At 42.2% G+C, this 12,742-nt stretch carries 11 protein-coding genes, 7 tRNA genes and 1 pseudogene; 15 read left to right on the forward strand and 4 right to left on the reverse strand.

Annotated elements, in window-relative coordinates; all coding sequences use genetic code 11:
* The 5 genes and pseudogenes from JIG37_RS09895 to speB form a co-directional block, all read left to right on the forward strand.
* Window positions 1-344: pseudogene (locus JIG37_RS09895) on the forward strand (transposase); the annotation flags it as partial.
* 508 nt (window positions 345-852) lie between these two features.
* Window positions 853-1,314 carry a GNAT family N-acetyltransferase gene (locus JIG37_RS09900; protein ID WP_054551633.1) on the forward strand — a complete coding sequence of 154 codons (462 nt, stop codon included), beginning with the start codon at window positions 853-855 and terminating at the stop codon, window positions 1,312-1,314.
* A 61-nt stretch (window positions 1,315-1,375) separates the two neighbouring features.
* On the forward strand, window positions 1,376-1,822 hold the full coding sequence (locus JIG37_RS09905) for a hypothetical protein (protein ID WP_199529286.1): 447 nt from the start codon (window positions 1,376-1,378) through the stop codon (window positions 1,820-1,822).
* 262 nt (window positions 1,823-2,084) lie between these two features.
* Window positions 2,085-3,998: a biosynthetic arginine decarboxylase gene (speA, locus tag JIG37_RS09910; RefSeq protein ID WP_135924153.1), complete on the forward strand. Its 1,914-nt coding sequence runs from the start codon at window positions 2,085-2,087 to the stop codon at window positions 3,996-3,998.
* A 3-nt stretch (window positions 3,999-4,001) separates the two neighbouring features.
* On the forward strand, window positions 4,002-4,925 hold the full coding sequence (speB, locus tag JIG37_RS09915; RefSeq protein WP_166338923.1) for an agmatinase: 924 nt from the start codon (window positions 4,002-4,004) through the stop codon (window positions 4,923-4,925).
* 73 nt (window positions 4,926-4,998) lie between these two features.
* On the opposite strand, the gene JIG37_RS09920 is transcribed toward speB, so the two are convergent.
* On the reverse strand, window positions 4,999-6,585 hold the full coding sequence (locus JIG37_RS09920; RefSeq protein WP_138601830.1) for a LysM peptidoglycan-binding domain-containing protein: 1,587 nt from the start codon (window positions 6,583-6,585) through the stop codon (window positions 4,999-5,001).
* Between the two features lie 146 nt (window positions 6,586-6,731).
* Window positions 6,732-7,505: a hydroxyacylglutathione hydrolase gene (gene gloB / locus JIG37_RS09925; RefSeq protein ID WP_138601833.1), complete on the reverse strand. Its 774-nt coding sequence runs from the start codon at window positions 7,503-7,505 to the stop codon at window positions 6,732-6,734.
* Between the two features lie 53 nt (window positions 7,506-7,558).
* Between gloB and JIG37_RS09930 the strand changes: the two genes are divergently transcribed.
* Window positions 7,559-8,317, forward strand: a complete 759-nt coding sequence (locus JIG37_RS09930; RefSeq protein WP_054551627.1) for a class I SAM-dependent methyltransferase — start codon at window positions 7,559-7,561, stop codon at window positions 8,315-8,317.
* Here the strand turns inward: JIG37_RS09930 and JIG37_RS09935 are convergent.
* Both JIG37_RS09935 and rnhA read right to left on the reverse strand, forming a co-directional pair.
* Window positions 8,288-9,151: an MBL fold metallo-hydrolase gene (locus JIG37_RS09935; RefSeq protein ID WP_166338921.1), complete on the reverse strand. Its 864-nt coding sequence runs from the start codon at window positions 9,149-9,151 to the stop codon at window positions 8,288-8,290. The genes JIG37_RS09930 and JIG37_RS09935 overlap by 30 nt on opposite strands.
* A 90-nt stretch (window positions 9,152-9,241) precedes the next feature.
* Window positions 9,242-9,709 carry a ribonuclease HI gene (rnhA, locus tag JIG37_RS09940; protein ID WP_138601837.1) on the reverse strand — a complete coding sequence of 156 codons (468 nt, stop codon included), beginning with the start codon at window positions 9,707-9,709 and terminating at the stop codon, window positions 9,242-9,244.
* Window positions 9,710-9,777: 68 nt separating this feature from the next.
* Between rnhA and dnaQ the strand changes: the two genes are divergently transcribed.
* The 9 genes from dnaQ (at window position 9,778) to JIG37_RS09985 (ending at window position 12,724) form a co-directional block, all read left to right on the forward strand.
* The gene (gene dnaQ, locus JIG37_RS09945; RefSeq protein WP_119852045.1) at window positions 9,778-10,488 is read left to right on the forward strand and encodes a DNA polymerase III subunit epsilon; all 711 of its coding nucleotides are present in this window, start codon (window positions 9,778-9,780) and stop codon (window positions 10,486-10,488) included.
* 9 nt (window positions 10,489-10,497) lie between these two features.
* Complete coding sequence (locus JIG37_RS09950; RefSeq protein WP_166338919.1) at window positions 10,498-11,871, forward strand: TIGR03503 family protein; 1,374 nt, start codon at window positions 10,498-10,500, stop codon at window positions 11,869-11,871.
* A gap of 98 nt (window positions 11,872-11,969) precedes the next feature.
* A tRNA-Asp gene (locus JIG37_RS09955) sits at window positions 11,970-12,046 on the forward strand.
* Between the two features lie 27 nt (window positions 12,047-12,073).
* Window positions 12,074-12,150 (forward strand) — tRNA-Asp (locus JIG37_RS09960).
* A gap of 41 nt (window positions 12,151-12,191) precedes the next feature.
* Window positions 12,192-12,268 (forward strand) — tRNA-Asp (locus tag JIG37_RS09965).
* Between the two features lie 30 nt (window positions 12,269-12,298).
* A tRNA-Asp gene (locus JIG37_RS09970) sits at window positions 12,299-12,375 on the forward strand.
* A gap of 37 nt (window positions 12,376-12,412) precedes the next feature.
* Window positions 12,413-12,489 (forward strand) — tRNA-Asp (locus JIG37_RS09975).
* A 31-nt stretch (window positions 12,490-12,520) separates the two neighbouring features.
* Window positions 12,521-12,597: transfer RNA gene (locus tag JIG37_RS09980), tRNA-Asp, on the forward strand.
* A 50-nt stretch (window positions 12,598-12,647) separates the two neighbouring features.
* Window positions 12,648-12,724, forward strand: a tRNA-Asp gene (locus tag JIG37_RS09985).
* Window positions 12,725-12,742 lie beyond the last annotated feature (18 nt).

Raw genomic sequence — 12,742 nt, forward strand, 5'->3', positions numbered from 1 at the left:
CGAAGGAGTCAAAGCAACCTAAATTACTAGCTCGTTTTATTGGTGGCATGAGTAAGTATAAATCAAAGGGAATACCTTTTGAGTTAAAGTCATACCTGCTACTTGTGGAGCAAACTGGGCGTTGTATCAGCGCGGATAAGCTGGGATATATAGAGCATCATTTACCTCCTATTCTTGAAAGACTGAATTTCGAAGCTGAAAACTGGTTAACGCTAACAACTCAGTTTGAAAACTTATTTCATGGAGCTGCAGGTCGAGTGGGTGCTATTGAAAGTTATTGTATTAAAACAGCTCGCAAGCGACGAAGTAACATTACAAATAGCCGAATTTTATTAGCGAGTTAAGTTTCTAGGTTTATTTTAACGTGATTTCAAATCGCTAGTATCTTCACGCTTTAAATTTAATTGTTTGAAATAATTAGCCCTAGAAGGCTAAAGTCAAAGCTCTATTCTCTCTGAAGCACACTAGCTAAACATAAATACAGAATAAGTTTAGTAATTTTTTTGACTCAACCTTTATATTTTTAAATCACTGCCTTCAGATTTTAAAAATACAATAGTTGTTGGTTTTAAATGACTGTCCCTTTAAAAAGGCTTTACGAACTCTGAAGTGATCTCTGGTAAAAAATCTATAGGTATAAATTATTAACCTTGAATGGTGTGGTGTAGTTTAGACTTTAGTTTTTATCAACTTGGCGTTTTTTTGGTTACATACTGTTGAACTTAGAGATAGTATGTCGGTCCGAACAGTACCTATAAAATCATTATTGAAAACTACAGTAGAGGATAATGGAAATATCCGATACTATTGTTCACATAGTTAACAAAAAAGACATATAAAAATGGGAGTTTTATGCAGTTAGTCGATTTAAATCCACATGATCCTGAAGTAGTAAGCGTGTTTTCTGATATAGACCGACTCATAAACTCACTATACCCTGTTGCTACCGCTCAATCTTTAAGTGTTGAAGAGCTAGCTGAGCCTAATGTTTATGCTATAGGCTTAAAAAATGAAGATGGTATCGTTGCATGCGGCGCAATCGTTATGCAAGAAGGCAACCCTCCTTATGGTGAAATCCGCCGCTTATATGTAAAACCAAGCTACCGTGGTAAAGGGTTATCACGTCGAATTATGCAGATATTATTACATCAAGCTGGTGAGCAACTAATACCGCTTATTCGTCTTGAAACAGGTCCTAAACAAACAGAGTCAATTAGCTTATATGAAAACTTAGGTTTTAATCGTTGTGGTCCGTTTGGTAATTACAACGAAAATCCACAAAGTTTGTTTATGGAGCTTGGGCTAAATCAGTAATTTAGGTGGTAAGCTATGTTTTAGTGAGGTCATCTTTATTTATAAATTCACCTTACAACTATTGGGCTTTGTTACGCTCTTTCTGATTGCTGCTTGTGGTGATAGTTCACAGGTATCCATTACTTCTCAGAGTAGGCAACCAGACCTTATTATTAATAGTACTAAGCTCTATTTAAACTCATGCTACAGTCTTTCTGGTGTCTTCAACCATAATGGCACTATAAAAACAAAAGTTATTCTTATATTTCCTACTCGTCCTTTAAGTATTTGCGCTGATAAGCAATCGCAGCTGAATTTTGATGGCACCTATCTCACTATAAGAATTTGCCGCACCTCTTTTGGCGCAGGAGGTTGCGGGGTTGAAAAATATCGCACAAAAGACTTCGAAAACTGGCAAGAGTACATAGGTATTACTTGGCATGATAACGAGCAATATGAAGCGTGGAGATGGTTAGGGTCAAATTCTTCAGCCGCTGATGAAATCACAAAAGTAATACCAGCCCATTAAAATCAATATGAAAAGGTAATTTACCAGTACATATATTCTACAGTGACTGTCCCTTTAAATGTGATCCTATTAAATACTATTTTCAGTGACTGTCCCTTGAAATATGGTTTAAAAACATTTAGGGATGTTGATTAGCTTTTCACATCAAAAATCACTCGTTACGAGTAAAAATTCTTGTTGGACTTGAGTCACTATTTTTCTTTTAATGCGCGGCAACAACCCTTGCCGATTTCGGCATTACTAAAATAAAAGAGAAAGATAGATGAAAGAAACAACATCACTAGAACAAGCTCGCACGAGTTACAATGTTCGTCATTGGAGCCAAGGTTTCTTTGGTATTAATGATCAAGGTGATGTGTATGTTGCGCCAAAGGCCCATGCCCCAGAGCAAACCATTGCACTAATTGATATCGCACAGCAGTTACAAGACAAAGGCTTAAGCTTGCCTGCGTTGGTTCGTTTTCCACAAATTTTACATCATCGTGTACATAGCTTATGTCAGGCATTTAACACGGCGATTGAAAATTATGGTTATCCGAAAGACTATTTGCTTGTTTACCCAATTAAAGTAAACCAACAGCGTGAAGTTGTTGAAGAAATTGTTGCAAGCCAAGCTGATATTGAAAAGAAACAATTGGGCCTAGAAGCGGGCAGTAAACCTGAGCTATTAACTGTATTAGCAATGGCAGAAAAAACCAGTGCTGTCATTGTGTGTAATGGCTACAAAGACCAAGAATACATTCGTTTAGCATTGATTGGCGAAAAGCTAGGCCACAAGGTTTACATTGTTCTTGAAAAACTGTCTGAGCTAGACATGGTGCTTAGCCAAGCAAAAGAGTTAAACGTAAAGCCACGCATTGGTATTCGTGTACGTTTAGCGTCGCAAGGTAAGGGCAAGTGGCAAGCAAGTGGTGGCGAAAAATCAAAATTTGGTTTGTCGGCATCGCAAGTACTCAGTGTGGTCAATCGCTTAAAAGCGTCTGATCAACTTGATCTGATCCAACTTGTACACTTTCACCTTGGCTCGCAAATGGCAAACATCCGCGATGTTCGTTTAGGTGTGAGTGAAGCTGCGCGTTTTTACTGTGAGTTACGTAAATTAGGTGCACAAATCGATTGCTTAGATGTGGGTGGCGGTTTAGCGGTAGATTATGACGGTACTCGTAGCCAGTCACATAACTCAATGAACTACAGCCTAAGTGAATACGCTAATAACATCGTATACACCATTGGTGATACCTGTAAGTTATATGAGCAGCCAATGCCGCGCATTATTTCTGAGTCAGGTCGTGCGTTAACAGCGCACCATGCTGTATTGATTTCGAATGTTATCGGCACCGAAAGCTATGTACCTGAAGACATTCAAGCGCCAGCCGCTGATGCACCACTATTATTAAAAAACATGTGGACATCATGGCAGCAGTTAAGTGATGACAATGACGACCGTGCATTAATCGAAATCTATCACGATAGCCAAGGCGATTTAGCCGAAGCACATAATCAGTTTGCACTTGGTTTGTTAGATTTAACAGAGCGAGCATGGGCGGAGCAAGTTAACTTACGTGTATGTTATGAACTTAACAAACATATGGATAACAAAAACCGTTTTCATCGCCCGATTATTGATGAATTAAATGCGCGTTTAGCAGATAAGTTTTTTGTGAACTTTTCATTGTTCCAGTCATTACCGGATGCATGGGGTATTGACCAAGTGTTTCCTGTTCTACCGCTAAGTGGTTTAACAGAAGCACCACAAAAACGCGCCGTGTTACTTGATATTACCTGCGATTCAGACGGTGCTATGGAGCACTATGTAGACGGTCAAGGTATTGAAAGCACATTACCTGTGCCAGCATTTAGCGAAGAAAAACCTTACTTAATGGGCTTTTTCTTAGTGGGTGCTTATCAGGAGATTTTAGGTGATATGCATAACTTATTTGGCGACACACACAGTGCAATTATAAAAATGGATGAGCAAGGTCAAGCGCAAATCACTGAAGTTAACGAAGGTGATACCGTTGCAGACATGATGCGTTACGTACATTTAGATGTAGAAAGCTTCCAGCAGTCTTACGCCCAGCTGGTGGCAGCTAAATTGCCAGAAACTGAGCAGCAAAGCGTATTAGATGAGCTGCAAACTGGCTTAAATGGTTACACTTATTTAGAAGAGTTATAAGCAATGTCGACATTGTTTGACCACACAGATCATTCATTATATTCAAACGGCATGACGTTTTTACGTCAGCCGATGGTGCAAAACATCACTGCAATCGATGCGGATGTAGTGGTGCTAGGTTTACCCTTTGATTTGGCGACCTCAGGTCGCCCTGGTGCACGTTTAGGGCCTGACGCAATTCGTCGAGCTTCAGTGCACCTGGCATGGGAAGAAACCAAGTACCCATGGACGTTTCCGTTGTTTGAGCGTTTAAAATTAGCTGATGCGGGTGATTTTACTTACCCAGTAGGCGACCCAGAATATTTTACCGCGCAGTTAGAATTAGCCGCTGAGCAAATTCTTCGTCAAGGTAAAACATTATTAGGTTTAGGTGGCGACCACTTTGTGACTTTGCCGCTACTGCGTGCCCATGCTAAGCAATATGGTAAGATGGCATTAGTGCATTTTGATGCCCATACAGATACTTACAGCAATGGCTCTCGCTATGATCACGGTACCATGTTTTATCATGCGCCGATGGAAGGGCTTATTGATGTTGATCACAGTATTCAAATCGGTATTCGTACTGATTTTGATCAAAGCAAACATGAGTTTGCAGTGATTGATGCAATGGCAGCTAATGATTTGCCTGCACAAGATATCGCAGAGCAAATTAAAGCACGTGTGGGTGACTTACCTGTGTATCTAACCTTTGATATTGACTGCCTTGATCCCGCATTCGCTCCAGGGACAGGCACTCCAGTATGTGGTGGCTTAACCAGCGATAAAGTACTCAAAGTACTTCGTGCATTGAAAGGCATTAATATGGTCGGTATGGATGTGGTTGAAGTATCTCCATCCTATGACCAAAGTGAACTAACAGCGATTGCTGCAGCGACCATTGCCAATGAGTTATTACACTTATGGACTTTGAAGCATAAATACTAAATGAGAGAGACAAAGAGCGCCATTAGGCGCTCTTTTTTTTGATATTAGATTAAGCAATTAAGCAATTAAGCAATTAAGCGCTTCGAACATCAACCTTTAATTTAAGCTTTTGCCCAGGTTGAATGTATTTTTGCCCAGCTAATGAATTCCATTTAATAATATCTTCTACAGACACATTAAACTTAGCAGCAATGCGCGCTAACGAGTCACCACGACGAACTTTATAGGTAATGGTGCGCTCTTTGATTTGTGTAGCAGCAAGTTGCGACTTTTCCTGTTTATACACAGTTAGCTTTTGACCAACACGCAGTACCGCGTCTTTTTTCAGCTTATTCCATGTTGCAAGTTCAGCTATGGTGACATCGTACTCACGGCTGATATCCCACAGTGTATCGCCACTGGCCACTTTATGGCTAAGTTTTTTACGTGTTGCTTTATTAGCTGCCATACGCACTGACTTTGGTAAATGCTGGCTATTAATCTCACCATCGCTTAGTGGCACAAGTAATTGCTGACCAACACGAATAGTATTCGATGAAAGCTTATTCAGTGTTTTAATCGCGTTTGTGCTTGTCGAAAACTTCTTCGCAATCACAGATAAACTGTCACCGCGCGCAACAATATATTGCTGCCAGCGTAGGCGGTCTTTTTGCTCTGTTTTAGCTAGCTTGTCAGTAAACGCTTCAACTTTATCAGACGGTAATAATAAAAAGTGTGGGCCATTAGGATCCGTCGCCCAGCGATTGAAGCCAGGGTTTAAACGATAAAGCTCTGTTAAGCTAATGCCTGCCATGTCAGCGGCAAGTGCTAAGTCAATTTGGCTCCCTACATTAACTGCTTCAACGACTTGAGCATTAATTATTGGCTGCCACTTAACACCAAATTCGTCACTGCGTTTTACCAGATCAGACAGCGCTAACAGCTTAGGTACGTAGGCAGTGGTCTCTCTTGGTAAATCAAGTGACCAAAAATCCGTTGGTAAATGCTTTTTACGGTTCTTTTTAATGGCACGCAGTAAACGACCTTCACCTGAGTTATAGGCTGCAATGGCATTTAGCCAATCGCCTTCTAAGGTTTTGTGTAAATATGATAAATAATCTAGCGCTGCACGGGTCGATTGCACAATGTCACGGCGACCGTCATACCACCAGTTTTGTTTTAAATCGAAACGCTCACCGGTTTGTGGCATAAATTGCCAAATGCCAGAAGCACTGCGATGTGAATAACCAAATGGATCAAACGCACTTTCCACAATAGGTAAAAGTGCGATTTCGATTGGCATCTGACGCTTTTCGACTTCTTCTACAATAAAGTATAAGTAAGGCTCAGCTCGCTTAGAGATACGATCTAAATAGGCCTGATGACGCGCATAATAGTTACGCTCAGCAACAACTGGGCGGTTTTGTGGCACATCAATCGAAAGCTGATAGCGAATACGTTCCCATACATCATCAAATACAGGAGGCGGCTCATCAATATCGGTTAATTGTTGATATTGAGCGTTGATCATCAATGCATCATTGATATCGCTCGGACTTGCGCCGTCTAATTGTTGCTCAACATTATTGCTCGCAACATCTGTACTTGCTGAATCAGAAGCTGTCAATTGACAGCCACTTAAAATCAGCGCAAGTGATAAAACTAAAGGAGACTTATACATATATACCCATACATCAGGTAAAAAAACTCGGCGAATATTACCTGCTCTGAGAACATATTGCCACTTTATGACCAGTTTATGTCAGCTTATTATTGCAAGATGCTGATCTAAATATACAAAATTGTAACTACCGGCGTTTACGTTTTTTAAAAGTTATCTTTCCAGGCTCTGAGACCTGCAAAGCGTTGCCAAGGTTCATTCAGATCCAAATTAATTTTTAGCTCATCAGGCAGCTCATCAGTGATTGTTGCTATATTGCTACGTAAAAATGGATTTATTTGTTTTTCCACGCCTAACTGGGTTGGCAAGCTTATTTCGTCTTTGGCGCGCAGAGTATCAACTTCATCACTGTAGTTGAGAAGGTATTCGTTATTTGGCTCTACAGCTTTTGCGAAGGCTAAGTTGGCTTGCGTGTATTCATGGGTGCAGTAGATTTTACACTCATCTGGCAGGGCTCTTAGTTTACATAACGAGTGCCACATTTGTTCTGCGCTGCCTTCGAATAATCGTCCGCAGCCAGCACTGAATAAGGTGTCGCCAGTAAAACTTAATTCGTCGTTAATGTAACAAATATGGTCTAGGGTATGACCAGGTGTTGCAAGCACGGTAAAGGTGTAATCATACACAGTGACTTTATCCGCTTCTGATACGCCATGAGTAATACCTTTAAAAGGGCTATGTCTTGGCCCATAAACCGGAATATCACGAAATTCCTTAACCAGTGCAGCCACACCATCGGTATGATCATAATGGTGATGAGTAATCAAAATACCGCTAAGTGTTAAGTTATGCTCGCTCAGATAGTTTAAAACAGGCTCTGCTTGACCGGGGTCGACGACCCAGGCTGTTTGCTCAGCTTCATTGCTGATGCACCAGATGTAATTATCAGAAAAGGCTTTAATTGCTTTAACTTGCACCATGTTTAATTGCTCTATAAAGTGACAGTTAACACACAGTATAACGAGCTCAGAAAATGAAACCAGCCCTTAGTTTTCAAGAAGGTCCTAAGCCATACACTTGGCAGCAGTTCCCTCATGGTGACTATTTACGTGCTGAAATTGAACGTAAGCTAACGCCATGGCTGCCACGCATGTTTGGCTATCACATGCTCAAACTTGGTAATTTAAGTGGTGAGCTGGCAACCAGTGAAAGTCCTATAAAGCATCAAGTTTGTGTCGCAGAGCAGGGGTTATTTACCGGTGTTATTGCTGATGTAGACGAGCTACCTTTTTATGAGCACAGTGTTGATGCTTGCATATTGTCGCATTGCTTAGAATATCATTCTGATCCACACCACATCTTACGCGAAGCACATCGTACTTTAATTCCCGGTGGTTATCTGGTGATCACGGGCTTTAATCCGTTTAGCTTGTGTGGCTTGGCGCAGCTTTTACCTTTTAGTCGCCAAAAGTTACCTTGGACAGGACGCTTTTTTACGCCATCACGAGTAAAAGACTGGTTGAATCTATTAGGCTTTGAGATTATTTCGGACGAGCGATTTATCCATTCATCGCTTGCAAGAGGCAACCGTTTGTCACGTTTTGCGGCGTGGCGCAGTTTTGGCCAGCAATATTTAAAGCCAATGGGCAGTGTGTATATGCTGGTGGCTCGAAAACGTGTGGCCCCGCTGACACCAATTAAACCTAAATGGCATGCAAGGCCGCAATTTTCGCCAGTGAAAGGAGCAGGGCTCAGGCAAACATCAAAGCAGCACTGTGAGCGGGATAGCTAAATAGTGTTGTTGCGTACCTGTTTTGCTTGGGTACTGACCTGCACGAATATTTAATTGAATAGAAGGGTGCAACAGCTTTGGTACCGCTAAGGTTGCATCGCGGCCTTCCCGAGTCGCAATAAAGCTTTGTTTATCGCCTTTTAAATGAATGTTTTGCTCACGCTGCTCTTTCACTGTGGTTTTGTTCGCCAGCGGACGGCCATCTGGTTGATAGTCATGACACATCCAAAGTACCGTATCGTCAGGAAACGCTAAAATTCGCTGTAGTGAGTCATATAACTCACCGGCACTGCCTCCTGGGAAATCACAGCGGGCTGTGCCACTGTCTGGCATAAAGAAGGTGTCACCAACAAATACATTGCCATCAATGTGAAAACACACGCTGTCAGGGGTATGGCCCGGTGTGGCAATCACATCTACTGTGTAATCACCTAACTGAAATAGTGCTTTATCAGCAAATAACGCATCAAAAGGTTCACCATTACATGGTATATTAAGATTATAAAGTTGGCTAAAGTGCTGTTGCACTTGTGTGATCCCTTTACCCGTGCCGAGTTTACAAGGGTGTGTGTCTTGTAATTGCTGCTTTATGTAACTTGCTGCGGTGATATGGTCAGCATGGGCATGAGTTTCAAGTAGCCATTGCAATGTCAGCTGCTCAGTCTTTATGTAGCTGATGATCTCATTGGCTGTGATAAAACTTAACTCACCACTTGGCATATCAAAATCAGCTGGCGCATCAATTAGCAAGCACTGCTTAGTGCTTTCGCAACTGACTAAGTAGCAGAGAGTGGCGCTTTGTTGATGAAAAAAAGAGTGAATGCGCAGAGCCATAATGAATCCTTTATATTTCGTTATAGCCAAATCTTATAACATATAACAAAAATATAAAACGACCTGCGCCAAGTTTATTTCAAGGGGCTTTTAATTACCGTCGTAACCTGTGTCTTCAAGTAATTGATCGCTGCCAGCTGCTTCGCGGGCAAGATCGTCAACAATCTCATTGTATTTATTGCCGCTATGACCTTTTACCCAACGCCATTCTATGCTGTGTTGTTGGCAGGCAGCATCTAGTCGTTTCCATAAATCGACATTCTTAACTGGTTTTTTAGCCGCGGTTTTCCAGCCGCGCTTTTTCCAATTATCAACCCATGACTCAATACCTTGTTTCACATATTGGCTATCGGTTGTCAGAATGACATTACAAGAGCGGGTGAGGGTTTCAAGTGCAACGATAGCAGCGAGCATTTCCATCCGATTATTGGTTGTTAGGGTATAGCCTTGGCTTAATTGCTTTTCGTGACCGTTGTATCGCATCACGATGCCATACCCTCCAGGCCCTGGATTTCCTAAACATGATCCATCGGTGTAAATCTCTACGGTTTTCTGCACTGTTTTACCTTGATATTGTGTACAATAAAGTGAATATAGAAAGATACCAGAGTCAGGCTTAAGACGATATGGCACATAGACAAATAGTTTTAGATACAGAAACCACGGGTATTGACCCAAAGCAAGGCCACCGCATTATTGAAATCGGTTGTGTTGAACTTGTAAATCGCCGTCTTACTGGCAACAACTTTCATGTGTATATCAATCCACAACGTGAGATAGAAGAAGAAGCAATAGACGTACACGGTATCACCAATGAATTTTTGCGTGATAAACCCCTGTACCATCAAATTGCCCATGAGTTTTTAGAGTATATTCGTGGCGCTGAGCTTGTTATTCATAACGCAGCGTTCGATATCGGCCACATGGACAATGAGTTTGCATTGTTAAATCAAGGTTTTCCTAATACTGCCGATGTATGTAGTGTACTTGATACGTTAAAAATGGCGCGTGACTTGCACCCAGGTCAAAAGAATAACCTTGATGCACTTTGTCGTCGTTACGATATTGATAACTCAAAGCGTACTTTACACGGCGCATTACTGGATTCTGAGATCCTAGCCGATGTTTACCTGTCGATGACGGGTGGACAAGTAAAGCTGAACCTTAATCAAAATAAAGATGAAGGCTCAACCCAACAAACGGGTGGTATTCGCCGACTGAGTGCTGATAGAGCACCGCTTGTGGTATTAAGAGCAACAGAACAAGAGCACGCCGCTCACGAAGAACGTTTAGACTTGGTTGCAAAGGGTGGCCAATGCTTATGGCGTGCAGAATAAGGTAATAAAATGAGAAAACAGCTACTAGCAGGATTAGTGTGTTTAATTCCCTTCACGGGATTTGCCAACGAGCAAAATAAAATAACCCCATTAGAACGTGATGGGGTGCAAAATGAAATTCCCCTGCTAGAGAACCGTTTTCGTATCGATCACAAAATCGATAAAGTAACTTTACTCTTCTTTCGTAAGCGCGGTGCCCCTGCCGTTGTGTTAGTTCGCCCTGACGGCACTAAGTATTATGCAACTGACTCAGTTAAAAATGATGACCTCGACTGGTATGATGAATTGAGCTATGACTTGGTAACGATAAGCAACCCAATGCCAGGCCCCTGGCAAGTGGTCGGCAGTATCTTGCCTGATAGCCGTATTATGGTGCTGGGTGAAATAGAGCTTAATGTTGATCCACTCCCGCCCATGCTGTTTCGTGGCGAAACAGTAAAACTAACGGGCCGCGTATTAAATGACGGTGAGCCAATAGAAGTTGGTCAGTTTAGAGATGTGATCAGTTTGCACGTTGATTTTGTCAGCACTAATAATAGTGATTACGCAAACTTTGGTGCAGGTACGCAAAGTGTTACTGACTTTAAAGATGATGGCCGTGGCTTTGATGAGCGTCCGCTTGATGGTGTGTTTACCGGTGAGTTTAAACTGGTCTTTCCGGCAGGTGAGTGGCAGCCAGAGCTATATATAGAAACACCTATACTAAAGCGTACCGTGGTGCAAAAACCGATAGTCGTGCATGAGCCGCCTTTTGATTATGAAATAGCCCTTGCTGAGCAAGATGAAGATGACCACATTTTAACAATCACCTTAAACCCTGAAATCGTCAAACCAGAAACTGTGCTCATTCAAGGGAAAATTTATTACCCTAATAATGAAGAGCAAATGTTCTCTTTAGATGCTGATAAATCGCAAACACGGGAACTGGCCATTAAAAATTATGATTGGGGACGATACAGTGTTGAGCTCTCTGTATTTGGTAGCAACATAAATGACCGTGAATTTATGGCGACGTTACCGACGTATAAATTTGAAATTGAGCGACCAATTGAAGCTGTACCAGAAATTGTTCGCCCAGAAATTGATTTAGAAGCGCAAGCAGAGCAACAACGAATTATTGAAGAAGAACAAAAAGCGTCCACCATGCTGATGGTGACCTTAATTGTTGTTGGAAATTTAACCGTACTTTTATTAGGTTGGCTGGCAATTAGAATTTTTGTTCAGAAGAAACCGCTGAAATTTAAAATTTCATTACCGTTTTTAAAGAAAAAAAATCAAACCGAAAATGATGAGCAAGCAACGAATGAAAATGAAGTTGGCAAAAACGGCTCAAAAAATGATAAATCAGGTGAAATTTTAAACCTTTCGATGTCAGATGACTAAAAAACCTGTAAAAATACAAAAAACCCCTTGACGAACTAGAGGGTGATTCGTATTATTCACGCCGCTGTCAGGGGAGACTCAGTCAGCAACGAAAATGTGGAGTGGTAGTTCAGTTGGTTAGAATACCGGCCTGTCACGCCGGGGGTCGCGGGTTCGAGTCCCGTCCACTCCGCCAATTTTCGACAATTTGTAAGTATGCGCTGGAGTGGTAGTTCAGTTGGTTAGAATACCGGCCTGTCACGCCGGGGGTCGCGGGTTCGAGTCCCGTCCACTCCGCCAATTACTTACACAACTTATGGTTGTAAAACATTTTCCTTTGCGGAGTGGTAGTTCAGTTGGTTAGAATACCGGCCTGTCACGCCGGGGGTCGCGGGTTCGAGTCCCGTCCACTCCGCCAATAGGAAAAATAAATAGCATTAGATACTGCGGAGTGGTAGTTCAGTTGGTTAGAATACCGGCCTGTCACGCCGGGGGTCGCGGGTTCGAGTCCCGTCCACTCCGCCACTATTTAAACGCTATTTTATTACAAAATTTGTATCGCGGAGTGGTAGTTCAGTTGGTTAGAATACCGGCCTGTCACGCCGGGGGTCGCGGGTTCGAGTCCCGTCCACTCCGCCAACAAATTAAGTAATAACAATGATATCTCTGCGGAGTGGTAGTTCAGTTGGTTAGAATACCGGCCTGTCACGCCGGGGGTCGCGGGTTCGAGTCCCGTCCACTCCGCCATTTGATATCATAAACAAATTAAGTGCATTACCCCATGCACATACCACTGCGGAGTGGTAGTTCAGTTGGTTAGAATACCGGCCTGTCACGCCGGGGGTCGCGGGTTCGAGTCCCGTCCACTCCGCCATTTGATATCATAAACAAA

The sequence above is a fragment of the Pseudoalteromonas sp. bablab_jr010 genome, from assembly GCF_016464105.1.
Lineage (GTDB): Bacteria > Pseudomonadota > Gammaproteobacteria > Enterobacterales > Alteromonadaceae > Pseudoalteromonas > Pseudoalteromonas simplex.

Bases quoted from the DNA above. Each gene is read 5' to 3' on its own strand.
- JIG37_RS09900 (WP_054551633.1), top strand. From the start codon at position 853: ATGCAGTTAGTCGATTTAAATCCACATGATCCTGAAGTAGTAAGCGTG.
- speA (WP_135924153.1), top strand. From the start codon at position 2,085: ATGAAAGAAACAACATCACTAGAACAAGCTCGCACGAGTTACAATGTT.
- speB (WP_166338923.1), top strand. From the start codon at position 4,002: ATGTCGACATTGTTTGACCACACAGATCATTCATTATATTCAAACGGC.
- JIG37_RS09920 (WP_138601830.1), bottom strand. From the start codon at position 6,585: ATGTATAAGTCTCCTTTAGTTTTATCACTTGCGCTGATTTTAAGTGGC.
- gloB (WP_138601833.1), bottom strand. From the start codon at position 7,505: ATGGTGCAAGTTAAAGCAATTAAAGCCTTTTCTGATAATTACATCTGG.
- JIG37_RS09930 (WP_054551627.1), top strand. From the start codon at position 7,559: ATGAAACCAGCCCTTAGTTTTCAAGAAGGTCCTAAGCCATACACTTGG.
- JIG37_RS09935 (WP_166338921.1), bottom strand. From the start codon at position 9,151: ATGGCTCTGCGCATTCACTCTTTTTTTCATCAACAAAGCGCCACTCTC.
- dnaQ (WP_119852045.1), top strand. From the start codon at position 9,778: ATGGCACATAGACAAATAGTTTTAGATACAGAAACCACGGGTATTGAC.
- JIG37_RS09950 (WP_166338919.1), top strand. From the start codon at position 10,498: ATGAGAAAACAGCTACTAGCAGGATTAGTGTGTTTAATTCCCTTCACG.